Below are 23983 nucleotides of genomic sequence, written 5' to 3'. Positions count from 1 at the left end.
CATGACCCTCAACGCCCTGCTGCTGGTCAACCTGGGCTCGCCGGCCTCGACGGAGGTGGCCGACGTGCGCCGTTACCTGGACCAGTTCCTCATGGACCCGTACGTCGTCGACCTGCCCTGGCCGGCGCGGCGCCTGCTGGTGTCGCTGATCCTGCGCAAGCGCCCGGAGGAGTCGGCGCACGCCTATGCCTCCATCTGGTGGGACCAGGGCTCGCCGCTGGTGGTGATCAGCCGCCGCCTGCAGCAGGTCATGCGCAAGTACTGGCCGCACGGCCCGGTGGCGCTGGCCATGCGCTACGGTCAGCCGTCCATCGAGAGCGCCCTGCTGGACCTCTACGAGCAGGGCGTGCGCCAGGTGACCCTGGCGCCGCTGTACCCGCAGTTCGCCGACAGCACCACCACCACCGTCATCGAGGAGGCCCGCCGGCTGATCCGCCAGCTCGGCCTGCACGGCATGCACCTGCTGGTGCTGCCGCCGTTCTACGCCGAGCCGGAATACCAGCAGGCCCTGCTGACCAGCGTGCAGCCCTACCTGGAGCAACCCTACGACCACCTGCTGCTGAGCTTCCACGGCCTGCCCGAGCGGCACATCCGCAAGCTGGTGGGCGACCGCAAGCATGACCTCGACGCCGCCGACAGCCGCCACGTGCGCCCGGAGGTCCTGGCGCTGTGCTACCGCAGCCAGTGCCTGCGCACCGCGGAGCTGTTCGCCGAGAACGCCGCCCTGGAGAAGGGCCGCTGGTCGGTGTCGTTCCAGTCGCGCCTGGGCCGCGCCAAGTGGATCGGCCCCTACACCGACGCGCAACTGGAAGTCCTGGCGAAGCAGGGCGTGAAGCGTTTGCTGGTGATGTGCCCGGCCTTCGTCGCCGATTGCATCGAGACCCTGGAGGAAATCGGCCAGCGCGGCCGCGAGCAGTTCATTGCCGCCGGCGGCGAGGAGCTGGTGCTGATCCCCTGCCTGAACGACCAGCAGGCCTGGGCGCTGGCGCTGGCGCGGTTGTGCGAGCGGTTGCCGGAGCCGCTCTGACGGCCGGCTTTGCGCCCGCAGGAGAGACGTCGTCGTAGGATGGGTTGAGCGAAGCGATACCCATCACCATGGCTCGGCTTTGGCCCGGCGGCTCCGGGGCTGGCCTTGGCGTTGGCTGTGGCCCCGGTGTATCGGCGGATAACCGCGAACGGTTATTCGCCCTACGTCCCGGTCGGGCCTGGCGTAGGGCGCATAACGCCTACGGCGTTATCCGCCGCTTGGCCTCGACTCCCGGCGCCTCCGGGGTTGGCCTGGGCGTTGGCTGTGGCCTCGGTGTATCGGCGGATAACCGCGAACGGTTATTCGCCCTACGTCATGGTCGGGCCTGGCGTAGGGCGCATAACGCCTACGGCGTTATCCGCCGCTTGGCCTTGGTTCCCGGCGGCTCCGGGGTTGGCCTGGGCGTTGGCTGTGGCCCCGGTGTATCGGCGGATAACCGCGAACGGTTATGCGCCCTACGTCAAGGTCGGGCCTGGCGTAGGGCGCATAACGCCTACGGCGTTATCCGCCGTTTGGCCTCGGTCCCCGGCGCCTCCGGGGCTGACCTGGGATGCCGATTCAGGGCGGCAACCAGGCCCTACACCTTGAACTGATTCACCAGCCGGCGCTGCTGCTCGGCCAGCTTGGTCAGCTCGGCGCTGGCCTGGGAGGCCTCGTCGGCGCCGCCGGCCACCTGGTTGGCGACCAGGCCGATGTTGGCGACGTTGCGGTTGATGTCCTCGGCTACCGCGCTCTGTTCCTCGGCGGCGCTGGCGATCTGGGTGTTCATGTCGTTGATCACCGACACCGCCTGGGTGATCGACTCCAGCGCCTGGGCCGCCTCGTGGGCGTGGCGCACGCTGTCGTCGGTCTTCTCCTGGCTCTGCTGCATCACCTGCACCACTTCGCGGGTGCCGTTCTGCAGCTGCTGGATCATGCTCTGGATTTCCTCGGTGGCCTGCTGCGTCTTCTGCGCCAGGTTGCGCACTTCGTCGGCCACCACGGCGAAGCCGCGGCCCTGCTCGCCGGCCCGCGCCGCCTCGATGGCGGCGTTGAGCGCCAGCAGGTTGGTCTGCTCGGCGATGCCGCGGATGGCCACCAGGATGGCGTTGATGTTCTCGCTGTCGCGGGCCAGCGACTGCACCACGCCGACCGCGCGGCCGATCTCGGTGGCCAGGGCCTGGATCGCCGCCGAGCTGCTCTCGACGATCTGCTTGCCCTGGTGCGCGGCCTGGTCGGCGTGGCTGGCCGCTTCCGCCGCGTGGGTGGCGTTGCGCGCCACGTCCTGGGCGGTGGTGGTCATCTCGTGGACGGCGGTGGCCACCAGTTCGATTTCCGCCAACTGCTTCTGCACGCCCTGGTTGGTGCGGATGGCGATGTCCGCGGTGTGCTCGGAGGAGTCGCTGACGTGCTGCACCGAGGTCACCACCTGGCCGATCATGCCCTGCAGCTTGCCGAGGAAGGTGTTGAAGCCGCGGGCGATGGAGCCCAGCTCGTCGGCGCGCTCGCTGGACAGGCGGCGGGTCAGGTCGCCTTCGCCCTGGGCGATGTCGTCGAGCATGCCGACCAGTTGGCGCAGCGGCCGGGCGATGCCGTGGCCCACCAGCCAGATCACCAGCAGGCCGCCGGCGGCGATGAGCAGGCCGACCAGGGTCATGCCCAGGGTGTCGGAATCGCTCTGCGCCTTGAGCGCGCCCTGCAGTTGCTTGAGTTCGCCGAACACGGCCTGCCGCGGGATCTCCAGCATCAGCGTCCAGCGCGTGCCGGTGTCGCCGATGGCGAAGGGCAGGAACACGGCGATGGTGTCGCGGGCCTCGTCCTGCTGGTACAGCGGCTGCTCGCCCTGCAGCTTGCCGAGGCTGGCGGCCTGGCTCGCGTCCAGCACCTTGTCGGCCGGTTCGCCGAGCTTGCCGGCGTCCTTGGTGTAGGCCACCAGGCGGCCGTTGGCGGAGATCAGCGCCAGCTCGCCGGCGCCGTCGTAGAGGGTGGCGTCGGCGGCCTTGAGCAGCTCCTGGATGAAGTCCAGGGACAGGTCAGCGCCCACCGCGCCGCGGAACTGGCCGTCGACCATGATGGGCGCGTTGAAGGACGACATCATTACCATTCTGCCGCCCATTTCATAGGGCGCGGGGTCGATCACGCAGGGCTTGTGGCGTTCCTTCGGGCACAGGTAGTACTCGCCCTCGCGCACGCCGGTGGGCAGCACCTTCTGGCTTTCCAGGGTGTCGCCCATGGCTTCCACGGTGAGGCTGCCGTCGGCCTTGCGGTACCACCAGGGCATGAAGCGCCCGCTGGCGTCGTAGCCGGCGCCGGTCTGCCCGGCGTAGAGGCTGTCGGGGCCGGCGAAGGCACCGGGTTCCCAGCCGGCGAAGGCGTCCAGCAGCTTGGGGTTCTGCTGCACGGTCTGGCGCAGCAGGTTGGACATCTCGCCGCGGCTGATGCCCAGCAGCGGCTTGCCTTCGGCATCCTTGCCGTCCATCAGCATGTTGGCCTGGGCCAGGCCCTTGACCACCGTCAGCGGGTATTCCAGCTCGCGCTGGATCTGGCTGGCCTGGGCGCGCGCCAGGGCCACCAGGCGTTCGTTGATGACCTTCTCCAGCAGCGCCTGGGTGCGCTCCTGCACCAGCGTCTGGGTGCGCCCGCCGGCGAACAGGGCATAGAGTACCAACGCAGCCACCACAGCCAGGACACTGGCCCCGGCCAACGCCACCACGGAAAACTGGATCGACTTGAACTTCATGGCGAAATACTCGCGTACCAGGGACAGCCTGTTCCGCTGTATCGGCAGGACTTCAGAGTTTCCTTAGGAAATGCCTGTAATGGGTTGTAACGCCCTTGTGTCGTCTCCTTTGCGGAGCGGTTGCCGGCCATCGGGGGGCGGCCTACCATTGCGCGCTGTCCAAGGGAGATTGCATTGCTTCAGGAGAGCATCATGCCCAGCCTATTCCGCTTCACCGGCCTGGCCGCCGCCCTGCTCCTGGCCGGGTGCCAGCAGGTCAACACCACCAGCGGCGGCGCCGTCGGCGTCGAGCGCAAGCAGTACATGTTCAGCATGCTGTCGAGCCAGCAGGTCGACCAGATGTACTCGCAGTCGTACCAGAAGACCCTCACTGACGCGACTTCGGCGGGCAAGCTGGACAACGACAGCAGCGACGCCAAGCGCGTCAAGGCCGTGGCCGCGCGGCTGATTCCGCAGACCGGCGCGTTTCGCCAGGACGCCCCGGGCTGGGACTGGCAGGTCAACGTGATCAAGAGCGACGAGCTCAACGCCAACTGCGGCCCCGGTGGCAAGATCATCTTCTACAGCGGCCTGATCGATCAGCTGAAGCTCACTGATGACGAGATCGCCGCGGTGATGGGCCACGAGATCGCCCACGCCCTGCGCGAGCACGGCCGCGAGCAGATGTCCCGCGCCTACGCCGTGCAGATGGGCGAGAACCTCGGCGGCGCGCTGCTGGGCCTGGGCGAGACCAGCAAGCAGCTGGCCGACCAGGTGGTGCAGTACAGCCTGACCCTGCCCAACAGCCGGCAGAACGAGACCGAGGCCGACCTCATCGGCCTGGAGCTGGCCGCCCGCGCCGGCTACAACCCCCAGGCCGCGCTGACGCTGTGGCAGAAGATGGGCCAGGCCGGTGGCGACGCGCCGCCGGAAATCCTCAGCACCCACCCGGCGGACAGCACGCGCATGGCCAACCTGCAGGCCGCCATTCCCAAGGTGATGCCGCTGTACGAGCAGGCCAAGGGCCGCAATTGACGAGCGGGGGGATCGACGCCGTCGATCCGTTGCAGCCGGCCGCCGACGCGGCCGGTTCGACCACCACCAGGGAGCGCCAGTGAAAATCGCAGTACTCGGAGCCACCGGGCTCCTCGGCCACCACGCCGCGCGCGCCATCAAGGCCGCCGGCCACCAGCTGGTGCTGATCCACCGCCCGTCCTCGCAGATCCAGCGCCTGGCCTACCTGGAGCCGGAGTGCCGGGTCGCCGAACTGTTCGACTACAAGGGGCTGGAGCGCGCCCTGAGCGGGCTCGATGCGGTGATCTTCAGCGCCGGCTACTACCCGCAGCGGCCGCGCCGCTGGCAGGAGGAGGTGGCCAGCGCCCTGGACCAGACCAACCACTTCTACGCGGCCTGCCTGCACAACAAGGTGCCGCGCATCCTCTACGTCGGCTCCGCCTTCGCCATGCCCCCGCACCCCCAGGGCCTGCCCGGCCACGAGGGGCTGTTCTACGAGAGCCTGCCCACCGGCAAGAGCGCCTACGTGATGTGCAAGTGGGCGCTGGACGAACAGGCCCGCGAGCAGGCCCGCGGCGGCCTGCCGGTAGTGATCGGGATTCCCGGCATGGTGCTGGGCGAGCTGGACATGGGCCCGACCACCGGGCGCCTGATCACCGCCATCGGCCGCGGCGAGATGTCCCACTACGTGCCGGGCCGGCGCAACGTGATCGATGCCGGCGAAGCGGGGCGCGGCCTGCTGATGACCCTGGAGCGCGGGCGCATCGGCGAGCGCTACCTGCTCACCGGGCACAACGTGGAGATGGCCGAGCTCACCGCCACCATCGCCCACCTGCTGGGCCGCCCGGCGCCGCAGCCGATGCCGCTGCACCGCGCCCGCGCCCTGGCCACCCTGGGCCGCTGGCGCTACCGCCTGACCGGCAAGCTGCCGCTGCTGGACGAAACCGCCATCGAGGTGATGGCCGGCGGGCAGTTCCTCGACGGACGCAAGGCCCGCGAGGAGCTGGGCTTCGAAAGCCACGTGCCGCTGGAAGACACCCTGCAGCGGGCCATCGACTGGTTCCGCGCCAACGGGTACCTGTAGGCGCGGACTTTGTCCGCAATTCGCGCGCAGGGCGCGCTCCTACAGGGGAATGGTGTGGGTGGGGCGGCGCGGATCCTATCCGCGAATCGCGCCGATACGTCCGGCTATCGCGGACAAGGTCCGCTCCTACGGGGAAACTCCGTGCCTCACCGGAAACTGTAGGAGCGGGCCCTGCCCGCGATTCGCGCGCAGGGCGCGCTCCTACATTGGAATGGCGTGGGTGGGGCGGCGTAGGAGCGGATCCTATCCGCGAATCGCGCCGATATGTCCGGCTATCGCGGACAAGGTCCGCTCCTACGGGGAAACTCCGTGCCTCACCGGAAACTGTAGGAGCGGGCCCTGCCCGCGATTTCGCGCGCAGGGCGCGCTCCTACAATAGAAGGCCGCTGCCTCAGGGCAACGCCTGCTCCGCCAGCGGACGGTTCTGCAGGCCCATCTGGCTGCGGAAGCTTTCCATGTCGATCAGCGTGCACAACTCCTGCAGCTTGCCGTGGCTGTTGAACAGCCACAGGGCCATGCCGGGGATGCTGACCACCTTGTCGCTGGCCGGGTAGCCGAAGGCGGGGCGGCTGATGGTGCCCACCAGGGTGCTCCAGGTGAACACCTTGTGGCCCTCGCTTATGCATTCCTCGACCACCACTTCCAGGTCGTCCATGGACGCGCGGATGCCCTCGATCAACTGCCGGTAGCCGGCGCTGTCCAGGGGCTGGGCGGAGAAGCTGCTCTTGTAGAGGAAGTCCGGGCTGTGCAACTGGGTGGCCAGGGCCAGACGGCCCTTGTTCCAGCTCAGGTCGATGTGCTGGCGGGCGAGGCGTTTCAGGTCCTTGTCGGTCATGGCTGTTTCCTTCAGCGAAGGGACGACAGCCACAACTATAGGACGAAGGCGTGGCGGCAGCATTGGCCGCCATGCCGGAGCAGCTGTCAGAACAGCCCGGACAGCTTGGCGGCGTGCCAGGCTGCGGCCAGGCCCAGGACGGCGAAGGCGCAGGCGGCCAGGCGGCGGATCAGCGCCAGCGGCAGGCGCTCGGCGGCGAAGTTGCCGGCCAGCACCACCGGCACGTTGGCCAGCAGCATGCCGATGGTGGTGCCCAGTACCACCAGCCAGAAGTGCGGGTACTGCGCGGCCAGCATCACGGTGGCGACCTGGGTCTTGTCGCCCATCTCGGCGAGGAAGAAGGCGATCAGCGTGGTGAGGAAGGGGCCGAATCTCTTCAGGCCGCCTTCTTCGTCGTCATCCAGCTTGTCCGGCACCAGGGTCCAGGCCGCCACGGCGAGGAAGGATGCGGCCAGCAGCCAGCTCAGGGCGGCTTCGGAGAAGAAGGTGGAGACCCATTTGCCCACGGCGCCGGCAGCGAAGTGGTTGACCAGGGTCGCGGCGACGATGCCGGCGATGATCGGCCAGGGCTTGCGGAAGCGCGCGGCGAGGACGAGGGCGAGCAGTTGCGTCTTGTCGCCGATTTCGGCGAGGGCAACCACCAGGATGGGGACGAACAGGGATTCCATCAGGCTTTCCTAAGGGGGCGGGTCGACTAATCACCAATGACACGTGCCATCCGCCCACCCCGGGTCGGATCGCTCGTGTCATAGGTCTTGTCAAACCCGGGCCCGACTGCTGCGGGCCTTGAGGCCGCACGCGCCATGGTCTGCGGACCAAGTGTGTTGACGCGTGCCGGGCGAGGGCGGGAACCGCTCGCGGGAGACTACTCCCCTAGGACGGGGCGCATTCTGCCCAAGTCGTCCGGCTTGGGCAAGCCCGGCGTTCAGTCGACGTCGCGGCCGGAGGTGACGTCCATCTCCTCGTAGCGGACGAAGCGGCTGCCGTTCTTCAGGCGGTAGCCCCACCAGATGACGAGGAATAGCGGTAGGCTGACGTAGGTGGCGACCAGCCCGGTCCAGTCGATCGTCTCGCCGACGAACGCCTGGTAGTTCTGCCCGAGGGTGATCGCCAGGCACAGGGCGAAGGCGAACAGCGGGCCGAAGGGGAACCACTTGGCGCGGTAGGGCAGGTCTTCCAGCTTGCCGCCCTGCAGCAGGTAGCCCTTGCGGAAGCGGTAGTGGGAGATGGCGATGCCCAGCCAGACGATGAAGCCGCACATGCCCGAGGTATTGAGCAGCCAGGTGTAGACGGTCTTGTCGCCGATGAAGCTGGTGAGGAAGCACAGCCCGCCGACCAGCGTGGTGGCGTAGAGCGCGTAGCGCGGCACGCCGCTCTGCGAGATCTGCTGGAACAGGCGCGGCGCCTGGCCATGCAGGGCCATGGTGTAGAGCATGCGGGTGGAGGCGTACATCCCCGAGTTGCCGGCGGAGAGGATCGCCGAGAGGATCACCGCGTTCATCACCCCGGCCGCCGCGGCCAGGCCGGCGCGCTCGAAGAGCAGGGTGAAGGGCGAGGTACTGATGTCGCTGCTGTCGGTCTTGAGCAGGTTCGGATCGGTGTAGGGGATGAGCATGCCGATGACGAAGATCGACAGGATGTAGAACATCAGGATCCGCCAGAACACCTGGCGGATGGCGATGGGGATCGACTTGTGCGGGTGCTCCGACTCGCCGGCGGCGACGCCGATCAGCTCGGTGCCCTGGAACGAGAAGCCGGCGATCATCGCCACCCCGACCATGGCCTGCAGGCCGCCGACGAAGGGCGCGTCGCCGGTGGTGAAGTTGCTGAAGCCGGGGGAGTCGATGCCGTGCATGATGCCGAAGATGCTGGCCAGGCCGATGCCGATGAAGATCACCACGGCCACCACCTTGATCAGCGCGAACCAGAACTCGCTCTCGCCGAAGCCCCTCACCGAGAAGAAGTTGAGGCCGAACATGATGGCGAGGAAGCCGGCGCTCCAGTAGATACCCGACACCTCGGGGAACCAGAAGTGCATCACCAGTTGCGCGGCCACCAGTTCCGCGGCGATGGTCACCGCCCAGTTGTACCAGTAGTTCCAGCCCATGGCGAAGCCGAAGCCTTCGTCGATGAAGCGGCTGCCGTAGGTGGAGAAGGAACCGGAGTCGGGAATGTAGGCGGCCATCTCGCCCAGGCTGGTCATCAGGAAGAACACCATCAGGCCGATCAGCGCGTAGGCCAGCAGCGCGCCGCCGGGGCCGGCGGTGGCGACGGTGCTGCCGGAGGCGACGAACAGCCCGGTGCCGATCGAGCCGCCGATGGCGATCATGTTCAGGTGCCTGGGCTTGAGCGAACGCTTCAGGTGCGCTGGGGTCTTTTCCGGCGACTTCACGAAGGTCAGCTCGGCTTCTTTCACGGTGCTTTTCACGGCGATCCTCGGCTCGTGAGGCGCGCCGGCCCGGCGCGCCCTTTCGGTCTGGGTGGAGTGTAGTGGGGCTGCGGCGAGGCGCCCGGGCTCAGGGGCGACGGGCGCTGTAGATGCGGAAACCGTCGCCCTCGGCGAGGCTGCGGCAGGGGCCCAGGTGCTGTTCGATCAGCGGCGGGTACTTGAGGAAGCTGTTGGCCACCAGACGCAGTTCGCCGCCCGGGCGCAGGTGTTGCGCGGCTTCGCGCAGCAGGCGTTCGCTGGCCTGGTAGTCGGTGTGCACGCCCTGGTGGAAGGGCGGGTTGCTGACGATGGCGGCCAGGCCGGCCGGCGCCGCGTCGATGCCGTCGCCGCCGATCACCTCGCCTTCCAGGCCGTTGGCGGCGAGGGTCAGGCGGCTGCTCTCCAGGGCGAAGGCATCGACGTCGAGCAGGCTCAGGCGGCTGGCCGGGTAGCGGCGCTTGAGCACCGCGCCGAGCACGCCGGCGCCGCAGCCGAAGTCCAGCACGTGGCCTTCGGGCAGGCCGTCCAGGTGTTCCAGCAGCAGGGCGCTGCCGCGATCCAGGCGGCCATGGCTGAACACGCCGGGCAGGGTGACCACCTGCAGTTCGCCGTCGGCCAGGGCCAGCGTGTAGCGCTGGGCCAAGAAATGCAGGTCGGGGCAGGGCAGGGCGCTGTCGATGGCGGCGTGCCACAGCTGGCAGTGCCGCGCGCTGTCGAGCTTGGCGGCCTTGGCCAGGGCGCCGAGCTGCTTGGCGGCGCGCTCGACACCGGCGCGCTTCTCGCCCACCAGGTACAACTGGCCGCCGGGCACGCGGCTGGCCAGGGCGGCCAGCAGGTAGTCGGTCAGCTCGCGGGACTTGGGCAGGAACAGCACGGCGGCGTCGAACTCGCCCTCCGGCGGCGTCACGCCGAAATGGCAGCGTCCCGGGTAGCGGCCGTCCAGTTGCCGCTGCTCGCCGGCGTGCCAGCTCCAGCCCAGGGCGTGCGGCAGTTCGCCGAGCAGGCCGTCGGCGGGCAGGCCGGCCAGCAGCACGCGGCCGGCGAAACGTTCGATCTGGCGCAGCAGCACCTCGCTGGTGGGGGCGTTGGACATGCGGCCTCCTGAAAAAGGGCGCGAGTTTAGCACTTCGCGCTTCAGTCGACCCGCCGCAGCTTGTCGCCGCGGAAGAAGGCCGCGGCGTTGTCCGTCACCTGGCCGACGATGCGCTGCCGCGCCTCGCGGCTGCCCCAGGCGTTGTGCGGGGTGACGATCAGCCGCGGGATGTCGCCGGCCAGCAGCGGGTTGCCGTCCTTCGGCGGCTCGACGCTGAGCACGTCGGTGGCGGCGCCGCCCAGGTGGCCGCGGCGCAGGGTGTCGACCAGGGCCTGCTCGTCGATCAGGCCGCCGCGGGCGGTGTTGACGATGAAGGCGCCGGGCTTCATCAGGTCCAGTTCGCGCTGGCCGATCATCCCGCGGGTCTGCTCGGTCAGCGGGCAGTGCAGGCTGATGGCGTCGACCTGCGGCAGCAGCTCGTCCAGCGCCAGGCGGTCGGCGCGCGGCGGGCGGCCGGGCAGTTGGCCGAGCAGCACGCGCATGCCGAAGGCTTCGGCCAGGCGGGCCACCGCGCCGCCCAGCTCGCCATGGCCGAGCAGGCCGAGGGTCTTGCCTTCCAGCTCGACGATGGGGAAGTCCAGCAGGCAGAACTGGGTGGACTGTTGCCAGCGTCCGGCGCGGACCGCCGCCTGGTAGTCGGGCAGCCGGGTGGCCAGGGCGAGCAGCAGCAGGATGGCGTGCTGGGCCACCGAAGCGGTGCCGTAGCCCTGGCAGTTGGCCACGGCGATGCCACGCTCGCGGGCGGCGGCCAGGTCGATGTTGTTGGTGCCGGTGGCGGTGACCAGGATCAGCTTGAGATTCGGACATTGGGCCAGGGTCTCGGCGCTGATGGGCGCCTTGTTGCTGATGGCCACGTTGGCCTCGCGCAGGCGCCCGGCGATCTCGTCCGGGGCGCTGGCGGGGTGCAGGACCAGCTCGCCGAAGGCCTGGCGCAGGGGCTGCAGGTCGAGGTCGCCGAGGTCGAGGGAGGCGGTGTCGAGGAAGATGGCGCGGGCACTGTTCATCTGTGTCTGTACCTTTTGCGGGAAGCGGGGCTGGCGTAAGGTTGCCAGCCTGACGGCGTTAATCCCACCCCTGCGGAGGTTGCATGTACTGGACGGAATTTCTCACCGTGGCGCTGATCCACCTGCTGGCGGTGGCCAGCCCGGGCCCGGACTTCGCCGTGGTGGTGCGCGAGAGCGTCACCCATGGCCGCCGCGCCGGCACCTGGACGGCGCTGGGCGTGGGCTGCGCCATTTCCATCCACGTGACCTATTCGCTGCTGGGCATCGGCCTGATCGTTTCGCAGTCGATCATGCTGTTCAACACCCTCAAGTGGCTGGCTGCGGCCTACCTGTTCTACATCGGCATCAAGGCCTTGCGCGCCAAACCCAGCGGTGGCGACGGCAGCGTGGCGGCCGCCGCGCCCAGCGAACGCACCCCGCGCGGCGCCTTCGTCGCCGGCTTCGTCACCAACGGCCTGAACCCCAAGGCCACGCTGTTCTTCCTCTCGCTGTTCACCGTGGTCATCAACCCGCACACCCCGGTGCTGGTGCAGGCCGGCTACGGCGTCTACCTGGCCTGCGCCACCGCGGCCTGGTTCAGCTTCGTGGCGCTGCTGTTCAGCCAGCAGCGCGTGCGCGCCGGCTTCGCCCGCATGGGGCACTGGTTCGACCGGATGATGGGGGTGGTGCTGGTGGGGCTGGGAGTCAAGCTGGCGCTCACCGAGTTGCGCTGAGGGTTAGGGGCCGCCTTTTGTAGGGGCGAGCTTGCTCGCGGATGGTGTTTGGCTGGGGCTTTGGGGGTTGCGCTTTAGAGCGCCCTCTCCCTAACCCTCTCCCTGAAGGGAGAGGGGACCGTTCGGTGTGTTCGGTTGCTTCGGCGTTAGCCGGCTTGAGCCGGCTTGTACCGATTACCCGGCTAACACCAAATCCTTTCTCGGCACGGACAAGCTCCCTCTCCCTTCAGGGAGAGGGCTGGGGAGAGAGACTCTCAAGCAGCCGAGAATCGCGACAGCCCTGTCCGCGATATCGCGCGCAGGGGAATGGCATACACAGCGGCTTGCACGGAGCTGAAACGAAAAGGGCGCGGCCGAAGTCGCGCCCTTTGCGTTTCCGGTAACAGCGTTACAGCAACTCGACAGCCACCGCGGTGGCTTCGCCGCCGCCGATGCACAGCGAGGCCACGCCGCGCTTGCCGCTCTTGTTCTGCAGGGCGTTGATCAGGGTGACGATGATCCGCGAGCCGGTGGAGCCCACCGGGTGGCCCTGGGCGCAGGCGCCGCCGTAGACGTTGACCTTGGCGTGGTCCAGGCCGTGCTCGCGCATGGCCAGCATGGTGACCATGGCGAAGGCTTCGTTGATCTCGAACAGGTCGACGTCGTCCTTGCTCCAGCCGGTCTTCCTGAACAGGTTGGTCATGGCGCCGATGGGGGCCAGGGTGAATTCGCTCGGGTCCTGGCTCTGGGTGGCGTGGCCGACGATCTTCGCCAGCGGCTTCAGGCCGCGGCGGGCGGCTTCCTCGGCGGTCATCAGGACCAGCGCGCTGGCACCGTCGGAGATGGAGCTGGCGTTGGCCGCGGTGATGGTGCCGTCCTTCTTGAACGCCGGCTTCAGGCTGGGAATCTTGTCCAGGTTGGCGGTCAGCGGCTGTTCGTCGTCCTTCACCACCACCTCGCCCTTGCGGGTGGTGACGGTGACCGGGACGATCTCGCTGGCCAGCGAGCCATCCTGGATCGCCGCCTGGGCGCGCTTGAGCGATTCGATGGCGTAGGCGTCCATCTCTTCGCGGGTGATGCCGTTGCTGTCCGCGGTGTCCTGGGCGAAGGAGCCCATCAGGCGGCCAGTGCGGGCGTCCTCCAGGCCGTCGAGGAACATGTGGTCCTTGATCTCGGCGTGGCCCATGCGCAGGCCGGTGCGGGCCTTTTCCAGCACGTAGGGGGCGTTGGACATGCTTTCCATGCCGCCGGCGACCATCACCTTGTTGGTTCCGGCCTTGAGCAGGTCGTGGGCCAGCATCACCGCCTTCATGCCCGAACCGCACAGCTTGTTGATGGTGGTGCAGCCGGTGGCGGCGGGCAGGCCGGCATTGAGCGCCGCCTGTCGGGCCGGGCCCTGCTTCAGACCGGCGGGCAGCACGCAGCCCATGATCACTTCCTCGACATCGCCGGCCTCGATGCCGGCGCGGGCGACTGCTTCGCGGATGGCGATGGCGCCCAGGTCGACGGCGGAAACGCCGGCCAGGCTGCCCTGGAAGCCGCCCATGGGAGTGCGGGCGCCGCTGACGATGACGATTTCGGACATGGAAACTACCTCTTGGCTTTTGTTCTCGGGGTGTTCTGGAGGCTCGGCCGTGAACGACCGGGTGGCGGCGATTCTAGCGCGTGACCCGATCAGGCCAAAGAGTCACCCGCAAATCACTCTTTGGATGGATGATTGGTCATGGTTGCGCCTCTACAGTCACCGGCATCGACTCCCATGAAGGTCCCACAGGTAAGCCGAACATGCTCAAGACCCGTCTCCTCCCCGCTGCGAGCAATGCCTACCAGTACCCGTTGCTGATCAAGAGCCTGCTGCTGTCCGGCGCGCGCTACGAAAAAAGCCACGAGATCGTCTACCGCGACCTGGTGCGCTACAACTACGCCACCTTCAACGAGCGCGTCGCGCGCCTGGCCAACGTGCTCACCGAGGCCGGCGTGCAGGCCGGCGACACCGTGGCGGTGATGGACTGGGACAGCCATCGCTACCTGGAGGCGATGTTCGCCATCCCGATGATCGGCGCGGTGCTGCACACCATCAACATCCGCCTTTCGCCGGAGCAGATCCTCTACACCATGAACCATGCCGAGGACCGCTTCGTGCTGGTCAACGCCGAGTTCGTGCCGCTCTACCAGGGCATCGCCGGGCAACTGACCACGGTGCAGAAGACCCTGCTGCTGACCGATGGCGCCGACAAGAGCTGCGCACTGGCCGACTGCATCGGCGAGTACGAGACGCTGATGGCCGCGGCCAGCCCGCGCTACGCCTTCCCCGACTTCGACGAGAATTCGGTGGCCACCACCTTCTACACCACCGGCACCACAGGTAACCCCAAGGGCGTGTACTTCACCCACCGCCAGCTGGTGCTGCACACCCTGGCCATGGCCTCGACCATCGCCAGCCTGGACAGCATCCGCCTGATGGGCAACAGCGACGTGTACATGCCGATCACGCCGATGTTCCACGTGCACGCCTGGGGTACTCCCTACGTGGCGACCATGCTCGGTATCAAGCAGGTGTACCCGGGGCGTTACGACCCGGAACTGTTGGTCGAGCTGTGGAAACGCGAGAACGTCACCTTCTCCCACTGCGTGCCGACCATCCTGCAGATGGTGATGAACGCCAAGGCCGCCCAGGGCGTGGACTTCAAGGGCTGGAAGATCATCATCGGCGGCAGCGCGCTGACCCGCTCGCTGTACGAGGCGGCCCAGGCCCGCGGCATCCAGCTGACCGCAGCCTACGGCATGTCCGAGACCTGCCCGCTGATCTCCTGCGCCTACCTCAACGACGAGCTCCTGGCCGGCAGCGAGGACGAACGCACCACCTACCGGATCAAGGCCGGCGTGCCGGTGCCGCTGGTGGACGCGGCGATCATGGACGAGCACGGCCAACTGCTGCCGGCCGACGGCGAGTCCCAGGGCGAGCTGGTGCTGCGTTCGCCCTGGCTGACCCAGGGCTACTTCCGCGAGCCGCAGAAGGGCGAGGAACTCTGGGCCGGCGGCTGGATGCACACCGGCGACGTGGCCACCCTCGACGGCATGGGCTTCATCGACATCCGCGACCGCATCAAGGACGTGATCAAGACCGGCGGCGAATGGCTGTCCTCGCTGGAGCTGGAAGACCTCATCAGCCGTCACCCGGCGGTGCGCGAAGTGGCGGTGGTGGGGGTGCCGGACCCGCAATGGGGCGAGCGCCCGTTCGCCCTGCTGGTGCTCTTCGAGGGCCAGCAGCTGGACGCCAAGGGGCTGAAGGAGCACCTCAAGCCTTTCGTCGAACAGGGCCACATCAACAAGTGGGCGATTCCTTCGCAGATTGCCGTTGTTACTGAAGTTCCCAAGACCAGCGTGGGCAAGCTGGACAAGAAGCGCATCCGTGTGGATATCGCTCGTTGGCAGGAGTCCGGCAGCGAATTCCTCTCCGCCCTGTAAGCCCTTCCCTACAGGCTGCGTCCCCCGAGCAAGCGCTTGGCACGGGGCGCAGCCTCTGCTAATCCTTCCTGCGAGCCGTCTAGCTTGCGGCTCGTTGCCGCAGCGACGCGCTAAATCACACTTTCGAGGGATCAAGCCCGCCGGGGGGCTGGCTATAGTCGCTGCCACTCATAACAAAAAACACACATGGAGTAGCGTCGATGACACAAATGAAGAAGATCTGGCGCCTGGCTCGTTTGCCACTGGCCGTCAGCCTGGCTTCCACGCTTGCCACCCCCGCTTCGGCGGTCACCTTCAACATCGGCGAGATCGAGGGCTCCTTCGACTCCAGCCTGTCGGTCGGCGCCAGCTGGTCGACGCAGAATCCGGACAAGAACCTGATCGGTTCCAACAACGGCGGTCACGGCCTGTCGCAGACCTCCGACGACGGCCACCTGAACTACAAGGCCGGCAAGACCTTCTCGAAGATCTTCAAGGGCATCCACGACCTGGAGCTGAAGTACGGCGACACCGGCGTGTTCCTGCGCGGCAAGTACTGGTACGACTTCGAGCAGAAGGACGAGAGCACCGAGTTCAAGCCGCTCAGCGACAGTGGCCGCAAGACCGCCGCCAAGGCTTCCGGCGCCGAGCTGCTGGACGCCTTCATCTACCACAAGTACAGCATCGCCGACCTGCCGGGCAACGTGCGCCTGGGCAAGCAGGTGGTGAACTGGGGCGAGAGCACCTTCATCCAGGGCGGCATCAACTCGATCAACCCGTTCGACGTCACCGCGCTGCGCCGCCCGGGCTCCGAGATCAAGGAAGCCCTGGTGCCGGTGAACATGTTCTACCTGTCGCAGAACCTCACCGACAACCTCTCCGCCGAAGGCTTCTACCAACTGGAGTGGGACCAGACGGTGGTGGACAACTGCGGCACCTTCTTCTCCCAGCCGGATGTGATCGCCGACGGCTGCACCGACAACCTGCGCGTGCTGACCAACGCCCAGGCGCTGGGGGCGGGGAACGTGGCGCTGGCCAAGCAGTTCGGCGTGGACGTCAACAACGAGGGCGCCCTGGTGCGCCGCGGGCCGGACCGCGATGCCCGCGACAGCGGCCAGTATGGCCTGTCGCTGAAGTACTACGCCGACGCCCTGAACACCGAGTTCGGCGGCTACTACATGAACTATCACAGCCGCCTGCCGATCTTCAGCGGCCGTGGCGCTTCCCAGTCCATCTACAACCTGGCCAACTCCCTCAGCGGCACCCCGCTGCAAGCCTTCGCCCCGCTGCTGGTGGCGGGCAACTCCTCGTACTTCGTCGAGTACCCGGAGGACATCCACCTGTATGGCCTGAGCTTCTCCACCACCCTGCCCACCGGCACGGCCTGGCAGGGCGAGATCAGCTACCGGCCCAACGCCCCGGTGCAGCTGAACACCACCGACATCCTGTTCTCCGGCGTGGTGCCGCTGGGCGGCGTGTACGGCAACGCTTCGGTGCTCGAGGGGGTTCCGGACACCGACCTGCACGGCTACCGCCGCAAGGAAATCACCCAGCTGCAGACCACCTTCACCCACTTCTTCGACCAGGTCATGGGCGCCGAGCGTCTGACCCTGGTGGGCGAGGTGGGCTGGACCCACGTCGGCGGCCTGGAAAGCACCTCCAAGGCACGCTACGGCCGCGACCCGGTATTCGGCCCCGGCCCGCTCCCGGCGACCGGCAACCTGAACACCTGCCAGGTGCTGAACAACTCGACCCTGGGCAGCGCGCCGAAGAACAACCTGTCGCGCAACTGCGAGAACGACGGCTTCACCACCGCCGACTCCTGGGGCTACCGCATGCGCGCCATCTGGGACTACAACGACGTGTTCGCCGGGGTGAACCTCAAGCCCAACGTGGCCTGGTCCCACGACGTAGACGGCTACTCGCCCGGCCCGGGCGGCAACTTCGAGGAAGGCCGCAAGGCGATCAGCCTGGGCGTCGACGCCGACTACATGAACACCTACACCGCGAGCCTTTCCTACACCAACTACTTCGACGGCAAGTACTCCACCCTGGTCGACCGCGACTTCGTCGCGCTCAGCTTCGGCGTGAACTTCTAAGCGGCACCCGCGCCCCGCCCGGGCCCGGGCGGGGCGCCAGCAGACAGAGATCGCGAGCGCGGCGGCGTGGCCGCCGCGCGAGCAGTAACGACTCATCGAGGACGACGCGATAATGAGAACAACAAAGAGACTGCTGCAAACCGGCGCACTGGCCCTGGGCCTGAGCCTGCTGGCCACCCAGGTGATGGCTGCGGTGTCCGCCGCCGACGCCGCCAAGCTGGGCACCACCCTGACCCCGGTCGGCGCCGAGAAGGCCGGCAACGCCGACGGCAGCATTCCCGCCTGGACCGGCGGCCTGCCGAAGAACGCCGGCGCCGTGGACAGCAAGGGCTTCCTCGCCGACCCCTTCGCCAGCGAGAAGCCGCTGTTCACCATCACCGCGCAGAACGTCGAGCAGTACAAGGACAAGCTGACCCCCGGCCAGCTGGCCATGTTCAAGCGCTACCCCGACACCTACAAGATGCCGGTGTACCCGTCGCACCGCACCGCCACCCTGCCTGACTCGGTGCTGGAAGCGACCAGGAAGAACGCCACCGCCACCAACCTGGTGCAGGGCGGCAACGGCCTGCAGAACTTCCAGACCGCCAACCCCTTCCCGATCCCGCAGAACGGCCTGGAAGTCATCTGGAACCACATCACCCGCTACCGCGGCGGCCACGTGCGCCGTCTGGTGACCCAGGCCACCCCGCAGGTCAACGGCAGCTACTCGCTGGTGTACTTCCAGGACGAGTTCGTGTTCCGCACCGACCTGAAGGACTACGACCCGAGCAAGCCGAGCAACGTGCTGTTCTACTTCAAGCAGCAGGTCACCGCCCCGGCGCGCCTGGCCGGTAACGTGCTGCTGGTGCACGAGACCCTCGACCAGGTTAAGGAACCGCGCCTGGCGTGGCTCTACAACGCCGGCCAGCGCCGCGTGCGCCGCGCCCCGCAGGTGTCCTACGACGGCCCCGGCACCGCCGCCGACGGCCTGCGCACCTCGGACAACCTGGACATGTACAACGGCGCGCCGGACCGCTACGACTGGAAGCTGGTGGGCAAGCAGGAGCTGTACATCCCGTACAACAACTACAAGCTCGACGATCCCAAGCTGAAGTATGCGGACATCATCAAGCCCGGCCACCTCAACCAGGACCTGACCCGCTACGAGCTGCACCGCGTCTGGCACGTGGTCGCGACCCTGAAGGCCGGCGAGCGCCACATCTACGCCAAGCGTGACTTCTACATCGACGAAGACACCTGGCAAGCCGCCGAGATCGACCATTACGACGGCCGCGGCACCCTGTGGCGCGTGGCCGAGGCCTTCTCGCAGTACTACTACAACAACCAGGTACCGTGGTACACCGCGGAAACCCTGTACGACCTGCTCTCCAGCCGCTACCTGGTGCTGGGCCTGAAGAACGAGGAGAAATCCGCCTACGACTTCAACTACAGCGCCTCTGAAAGCGACTTCACCCCCGCAGCGCTGCGTCAGGAAGGCGTGCGCTAAGTCGAGTTGCCTTGCTGAGAGCCGGCCTTCGGGCCGGCTTTTTTATGGGCCCGGGGTGGCTACGGTGGCGTGGCAGAATGCCGCTATACTGACTGCAAAACGCCGCCATAGGTGAGCCCTTGCCTCACGCGTACCGCAACCTGCTCGACGACGAAGAGATCGAGGCGCTGCTGGAAATCACCGTCCGTCCCGAGCGTCCGCCGACGGTGCTGCTGGTGGACGACGACCCGCAGGTGCTCGCCGAGATGCGCGAGCTGATCGAAAGCGCCGACCTGCAATGCCTGACCGCGAGCAACAGCGCCCAGGCCCTGCGCCGTATCGGCCGCGACGAATCGGCCATCGACCTGCTGGTCACCGACCTGTGCATGGAAGGCGAGGGCGCCGGCCTGGAACTGATCCGCCAGCTCCACGCCCAGGGCACCTTCCTGCCGATCATCGTGCTCTCCGGCACCACCCGCGCCCGCGACGTGGTCGAGGCGATGCGCCTGAACGTACTGGACTTCCTGCTCAAGCCGGTGGAGCCGGAGGAGTTCCTGCGGACGCTCAAGCGTTGCCTGTGAGGCGTTCCGATAGCCCTGGCCATCTCCGCTACGGGGGGAGGAACACCGCGCTTTCCCGGCTACCTGTAGGAGCGGGCCCTGCCCGCGATTCGCGCGCAGGGCGCGCTCCTACATGGGAATGGCGCGGGTGGGGCGGCGTAGGCGGATCTCATCCGCGAACCGCGCCGATACGTCCGGCTATCGCGGACAAGGTCCGCTCCTACGGGGAGGAGGACCGTGCTTCCCGGCTACCTGTAGAGCGGGCCCTGCCCGCGATTCGCGCGCAGGGCGCGCTCCTACATGGGAATGGCGCGGGTGGGGCGGCGTAGGAGCGGATCTCATCCGCGAATCGCGTCGGGATGGCCGGTTATCGCGGACAAGGTCCGCTCCTACGGGGGGAGGACCGTGCTTCCCGGCTACCTGTAGGAGCGGGCCCTGCCCGCGATTCGCGCGCAGGGCGCGCTCCTACATGGGAATGGCGTGGGTGGGGCGGCGTAATCCCTTCGTACTGGTTACAGCGCCTGCGCCTTGAAGGTATCGCACTTGCCCGGCGAGCCCGAGTCGAAGCCGAGCTTGAACCAGCGCATGCGCTGCGCCGAGGTGCCGTGGGTGAAGGAGTCCGGCACCACGGTGCCGCGCGACTGCTTCTGCAGGCGGTCGTCGCCGATGGCGTTGGCGGCGTTCAGCGCGCTTTCGATGTCGCCCGGCTCCAGCCATTGCAGGCGCTGCTGGGCTTTGTTGGCCCATACGCCGGCGAAGCAGTCGGCTTGCAGCTCCAGGCGCACCGACAGGCCGTTGGCGCCCTCCATGGGCGCGCCGCGGCGGCGCGCGGCCTCGACCTTGGCCGAGATGCCCAGCAGGTTCTGCACGTGGTGGCCGACTTCGTGGGCGATCACGTAGGCGCGGGCGAAGTCGCCGGCGGCGGAGAAGCGCTGCTCCATCTCGCGGAAGAAGCCCAGGTCCAGGTACACCCGGTGGTCGCCGGGGCAGTAGAACGGGCCCACCGCCGAGGAGGCGAAGCCGCAGGCGGAGTTCACCCCGCCGTTGAACAGGATCAGCTTGGGCTGCTCGTACTGGGCGTTGCTGTGGGCGAAGATCTGCCCCCAGGTGTCCTCGGTGTCGCCGAGCACGGCGCGCACGAAGTCCACCTGCGGGTCGGCGCCGGTCGCCGGGCGGCCCTGCACCTGCGGGCGCGCCGGGGCCTGGCCGGCGTCCATCTGGCCGAGCAGGCTGCCGAGGATCTGCATCGGGTCCTGGCCCATCAACAGGCCGACCACCACCACGATGGCCACCCCGCCCAGGCTCAGGCCGCGGCCGCCGATGCGCATGCCGCCACCGCCCATGCCACCGCCGCTGTCGTCGCGGGCATCCACCACGTTGTCGCTGCGTCGTCCTTTGCGCCAGAGCATGGCGTCTTCTCCTGAATGTTCGTGGATTGAGTGTCGTCGGCGCCCGGCCGACCCGCCAGGCCGGCCGTCAGGCCAGCGCGCAGAGCAACTGGGCGTGGGCCAGCAGCTGCACCTTGCCGCCCACCTGCACCTGGTCGTCGTCGCCGACGCGCACTTCCAGCAGGCTGGGGCGACCGGCGAAGCGGCCCTGGTGCAGCTCGAAGGTCTCGCCGCGACGGGCCTTGCCCAACTCCACCAGGTAGGCGGCGACCGGGCCGGCGGCGCTGCCGGTGGCGACATCCTCGACCAGCCCGGCGTTGTCCCAGGTGCGGCCCTCGCGGTTATCCACATCCAGCAGGAAGACGAAGGCCGCGCCCAGGGCGGCCAGGCGCTCGGCCAGTTGTGCGGTGAACTCGGCGCGCTGACGGATGTGCCCGAGGGCCTCGCTGCGCACCGGCAGCAGCACGTAGGGCAGGCCGGTGCTGATCACCTGCGCCGGGTAGTCGGCGAGGTCGCCCGCGTTCAGCGAGAAGGCTTCGGCGAACCAGCGACGTTCCTCCGCGTCGAGCACGGCGCCGAACTGCGCCTGGCCCTGGTTCATCTGCGCGATGAAACCGTTGCCGTGGCGGCGGGTGGTGAGGTTCACGTCCCTGGTCGCCAGCTGCAGCGTCCAGTGCTCCTGTTCGCCGCGCTGGTGGATGTGGTGCAGCAGCGCGGCGGCGCCCAGCAGCGGGTGGCCGGCGAAGGGCAGTTCTTCCTCGGGAGTGAAGATGCGCGCGGCGTAGGTGTCCAGCTCGGCGCTGGGGAACAGGAAGATGCTCTCGAACTGGCGCAACTCCTGGGTCAGCGCCTGCAGCGTGGCGTCGGCCAGGCCGCGCGCGTCGGCGAACACCGCCAGGCCGTTGCCGGCCAGCGGGCGGTCGGCGAACACGTCGAGTTGCCAGTAATGCAGAAAGGACATGGTGTTCCCGTGGAAAGTAGGGCTCGACAGCGAGCCTAGCGGCGGATATGTTCGCCGACAAGAAAAGCCCAGCTTTTCAGGCCACCGCAGTGGCCGGCGTCGCTCGGACGGTTCCGGGCGCTTACGTTCACCGAGGAAATCATGACTGAACCCCGTTCAGCACGCCGTTTCGCGCGTATCGACCGTCTCCCGCCCTACGTCTTCAACATCACCGCCGAACTGAAGATGGCCGCCCGCCGCCGCGGCGAGGACATCATCGATCTGTCCATGGGCAACCCCGACGGCGCCACTCCGCCGCACATCGTCGAGAAGCTGGTGCAGGTCGCCCAGCGCGAAGACACCCACGGCTACTCCACCTCCCGCGGCATTCCGCGCCTGCGCCGGGCGATCTCGCACTGGTACAGGGAGCGCTACGCGGTGGACATCGACCCGGAAACCGAGGCTATCGTCACCATCGGCTCCAAGGAAGGCCTGGCGCACCTGATGCTGGCCACCCTGGACCACGGCGACAACATCCTGGTGCCCAACCCCAGCTACCCCATCCACATCTACGGCGCGGTGATCGCCGGCGCCCAGGTGCGCTCGGTGCCGCTGGTGCCGGGCATCGACTTCTTCAACGAGCTGGAGCGGGCGATCCGCGAGTCGATCCCCAAGCCGAAGATGATGATCCTCGGCTTCCCCTCCAACCCGACCGCTCAGTGCGTGGAGCTGGACTTCTTCGAGCGCGTGGTGGCCCTGGCCAAGCAGTACGACGTGCTGGTGGTGCACGACCTGGCCTACGCCGACATCGTCTTCGACGGCTGGAAGGCGCCGTCGATCATGCAGGTGCCGGGGGCCAAGGACATCGCGGTGGAGTTCTTCACCCTGTCCAAGAGCTACAACATGGCCGGCTGGCGCATCGGCTTCATGGTCGGCAACCCGGAACTGGTCTCGGCCCTGGCGCGGATCAAGAGCTACCACGACTACGGCACCTTCACCCCGCTGCAGGTGGCCGCCATCGCCGCCCTGGAAGGCGACCAGCAGTGCGTGCGCGACATCGCCAGCCAGTACCAGGCGCGCCGCGACGTGCTGGTGAAGGGCCTGCACGAGGCCGGCTGGATGGTCGAGAACCCCAAGGCGTCGATGTACGTCTGGGCGAAGATTCCCGAGCCCTATGCGCACCTAGGCTCGCTGGAGTTCGCCAAGAAGCTGTTGAAGGATGCCAAGGTGTCGGTGTCGCCGGGTATCGGCTTTGGTGACTATGGCGACGACCATGTGCGTTTTGCGTTGATCGAGAACCGTGATCGCTTGCGTCAGGCGGTGCGGGGGATCAAGGCGATGTTCCGGGCGGATGGGGTGTTGCCGAAGGCCAAGGTGGCTGAATAAGGCGGGAATGAATGAAGAAGGGGCGGCCGGTTGGTCGCCCCTTTTTGTTTGTGGGGGAGGGTCGGAAGGGCTTGGTGGGGGGCCTAAGAGCGCCCTCTCCCCAGCCCTCTCCCTGAAGGGAGAGGGGGTTAGTCCGTGCCGAGAGGGAATTGGCTCCAGCCGGAAGCCACGAGGCTGCCGGCTAACGCCACAACATCAAGCTCTGCCCAACGGTCCCCTCTCCCTTCAGGGAGAGGGTTAGGGAGAGGGAGCGGAGCTGATCCCTGACTCCATAACAGCAGGAATGCTCCACGCCCTGACAAAAAACCAACCCTCAACGCCCCGGATAATCCGCCAGCACCACCGCCTTCCCATCCTTGCCCAACCCCAGCACCTGGTAGGCATCCTGGCGCCCGCCCATCTCCATCCCCGGCGAGCCCATGGGCATCCCCGGCACCGCCGCGCCCACCAGGTCGGCGCGCTCGCGCAGCTTGAGCACTTCGCTGGCCGGCACGTGGCCTTCGACGAACTTGCCGTCGATCACCCCGGTGTGGCACGAGCCCATGGCGTAGGGCACGCCCAGGCGCGTCTTCACCGCGCTCATGTCCACCTCGACGTGGTCGTTGACCGTGAAGCCGTTGGCCTGCAGATGCTTGATCCAGTCCTTGCAGCAGCCGCAGTTGACGTCGCGGTGCACGTCGATGGTCAGCGGCTCGGCGGCCTGGGCGGTGCCGGCGAGGAGGGCGGCGAGAAGGAGGATGCGGCGCATGGGAAGCTCCTGTCAGAACGAAATCCGTGGAGCATACTCTCAGGGACGGCGGCGCCCGTCCCTGCTCTGTATCAG

19 protein-coding genes and 1 riboswitch are annotated in these 23983 nt (G+C 67.8%); of the genes, 9 read left to right on the top strand and 10 right to left on the bottom strand.

The window, feature by feature from the left end:
* Position 1: 1 nt before the first annotated feature.
* On the top strand, positions 2 to 1027 hold the full coding sequence (gene hemH / locus RN02_RS06285; RefSeq protein WP_043313661.1) for a ferrochelatase: 1026 nt from the start codon (positions 2 to 4) through the stop codon (positions 1025 to 1027).
* A gap of 577 nt (positions 1028 to 1604) precedes the next feature.
* Here hemH and RN02_RS06280 read toward each other — a convergent pair.
* Positions 1605 to 3746 (bottom strand): methyl-accepting chemotaxis protein, encoded by a 2142-nt coding sequence (locus tag RN02_RS06280; RefSeq protein WP_043313659.1) that lies wholly within the window; start codon positions 3744 to 3746, stop codon positions 1605 to 1607.
* Between the two features lie 192 nt (positions 3747 to 3938).
* On the opposite strand from RN02_RS06280, the gene RN02_RS06275 reads away from it, so the two are divergent.
* Positions 3939 to 4760 (top strand): M48 family metallopeptidase, encoded by an 822-nt coding sequence (locus RN02_RS06275; protein ID WP_043273599.1) that lies wholly within the window; start codon positions 3939 to 3941, stop codon positions 4758 to 4760.
* Positions 4761 to 4839: 79 nt separating this feature from the next.
* Entirely contained in the window at positions 4840 to 5823 is a 984-nt protein-coding gene (locus RN02_RS06270) for an NAD-dependent epimerase/dehydratase family protein (protein ID WP_043273600.1), read from the top strand.
* Positions 5824 to 6214: 391 nt separating this feature from the next.
* Here the strand turns inward: RN02_RS06270 and RN02_RS06265 are convergent, their stop codons facing one another.
* From RN02_RS06265 to RN02_RS06245, 5 genes are all read right to left on the bottom strand, one after another.
* Complete coding sequence (locus RN02_RS06265; RefSeq protein WP_043313657.1) at positions 6215 to 6658, bottom strand: ketosteroid isomerase-related protein; 444 nt, start codon at positions 6656 to 6658, stop codon at positions 6215 to 6217.
* Positions 6659 to 6744: 86 nt separating this feature from the next.
* Positions 6745 to 7326, bottom strand: a complete 582-nt coding sequence (locus RN02_RS06260) for a TMEM165/GDT1 family protein (protein WP_089391151.1) — start codon at positions 7324 to 7326, stop codon at positions 6745 to 6747.
* Between the two features lie 77 nt (positions 7327 to 7403).
* A riboswitch (yybP-ykoY riboswitch) is annotated at positions 7404 to 7544 on the bottom strand.
* A gap of 39 nt (positions 7545 to 7583) precedes the next feature.
* Entirely contained in the window at positions 7584 to 9050 is a 1467-nt protein-coding gene (locus RN02_RS06255) for an amino acid permease (RefSeq protein WP_043313791.1), read from the bottom strand.
* Between the two features lie 124 nt (positions 9051 to 9174).
* The gene (locus RN02_RS06250; protein WP_043313655.1) at positions 9175 to 10179 is read right to left on the bottom strand and encodes a class I SAM-dependent methyltransferase; all 1005 of its coding nucleotides are present in this window, start codon (positions 10177 to 10179) and stop codon (positions 9175 to 9177) included.
* 41 nt (positions 10180 to 10220) lie between these two features.
* Positions 10221 to 11183, bottom strand: coding sequence for a 2-hydroxyacid dehydrogenase (locus RN02_RS06245; RefSeq protein WP_043313654.1), 963 nt, complete (start codon positions 11181 to 11183; stop codon positions 10221 to 10223).
* An 83-nt stretch (positions 11184 to 11266) separates the two neighbouring features.
* Between RN02_RS06245 and RN02_RS06240 the strand changes: the two genes are divergently transcribed.
* The gene (locus RN02_RS06240; RefSeq protein ID WP_043313652.1) at positions 11267 to 11896 is read left to right on the top strand and encodes a LysE family translocator; all 630 of its coding nucleotides are present in this window, start codon (positions 11267 to 11269) and stop codon (positions 11894 to 11896) included.
* A gap of 388 nt (positions 11897 to 12284) precedes the next feature.
* Here the strand turns inward: RN02_RS06240 and RN02_RS06235 are convergent, their stop codons facing one another.
* The gene (locus RN02_RS06235) at positions 12285 to 13460 is read right to left on the bottom strand and encodes a thiolase family protein (RefSeq protein ID WP_043313650.1); all 1176 of its coding nucleotides are present in this window, start codon (positions 13458 to 13460) and stop codon (positions 12285 to 12287) included.
* A gap of 200 nt (positions 13461 to 13660) precedes the next feature.
* Here RN02_RS06235 and RN02_RS06230 point away from each other — a divergent pair, with 200 nt between their 5' ends.
* From RN02_RS06230 to RN02_RS06215, 4 genes are all read left to right on the top strand, one after another.
* Positions 13661 to 15343: a fatty acid--CoA ligase gene (locus RN02_RS06230; protein WP_009617479.1), complete on the top strand. Its 1683-nt coding sequence runs from the start codon at positions 13661 to 13663 to the stop codon at positions 15341 to 15343.
* Positions 15344 to 15543: 200 nt separating this feature from the next.
* Positions 15544 to 17421, top strand: a complete 1878-nt coding sequence (locus RN02_RS06225; RefSeq protein ID WP_043273606.1) for a DUF1302 domain-containing protein — start codon at positions 15544 to 15546, stop codon at positions 17419 to 17421.
* Positions 17422 to 17533: 112 nt separating this feature from the next.
* On the top strand, positions 17534 to 18907 hold the full coding sequence (locus RN02_RS06220) for a DUF1329 domain-containing protein (RefSeq protein ID WP_009617481.1): 1374 nt from the start codon (positions 17534 to 17536) through the stop codon (positions 18905 to 18907).
* Between the two features lie 119 nt (positions 18908 to 19026).
* Positions 19027 to 19467: a response regulator gene (locus tag RN02_RS06215; protein WP_043313648.1), complete on the top strand. Its 441-nt coding sequence runs from the start codon at positions 19027 to 19029 to the stop codon at positions 19465 to 19467.
* 491 nt (positions 19468 to 19958) lie between these two features.
* On the opposite strand, the gene ypfJ is transcribed toward RN02_RS06215, so the two are convergent.
* Complete coding sequence (ypfJ, locus tag RN02_RS06210) at positions 19959 to 20855, bottom strand: KPN_02809 family neutral zinc metallopeptidase (protein ID WP_043313647.1); 897 nt, start codon at positions 20853 to 20855, stop codon at positions 19959 to 19961.
* Between the two features lie 67 nt (positions 20856 to 20922).
* The gene (locus RN02_RS06205) at positions 20923 to 21795 is read right to left on the bottom strand and encodes a PhzF family phenazine biosynthesis protein (RefSeq protein WP_043313645.1); all 873 of its coding nucleotides are present in this window, start codon (positions 21793 to 21795) and stop codon (positions 20923 to 20925) included.
* A 141-nt stretch (positions 21796 to 21936) separates the two neighbouring features.
* On the opposite strand from RN02_RS06205, the gene alaC reads away from it, so the two are divergent.
* Positions 21937 to 23160: an alanine transaminase gene (alaC, locus tag RN02_RS06200; protein ID WP_043313643.1), complete on the top strand. Its 1224-nt coding sequence runs from the start codon at positions 21937 to 21939 to the stop codon at positions 23158 to 23160.
* A 313-nt stretch (positions 23161 to 23473) separates the two neighbouring features.
* On the opposite strand, the gene RN02_RS06195 is transcribed toward alaC, so the two are convergent.
* Positions 23474 to 23908, bottom strand: coding sequence for a DUF411 domain-containing protein (locus RN02_RS06195; RefSeq protein ID WP_043313642.1), 435 nt, complete (start codon positions 23906 to 23908; stop codon positions 23474 to 23476).
* Positions 23909 to 23983: the final 75 nt, after the last annotated feature.

It is taken from the genome of Pseudomonas sp. PI1 (assembly GCF_000812405.1).
Lineage (GTDB): Bacteria > Pseudomonadota > Gammaproteobacteria > Pseudomonadales > Pseudomonadaceae > Pseudomonas > Pseudomonas citronellolis.
Note: the sequence above shows the minus strand (reverse complement) of the source record. Positions and strands in the feature narration are given on the sequence as shown.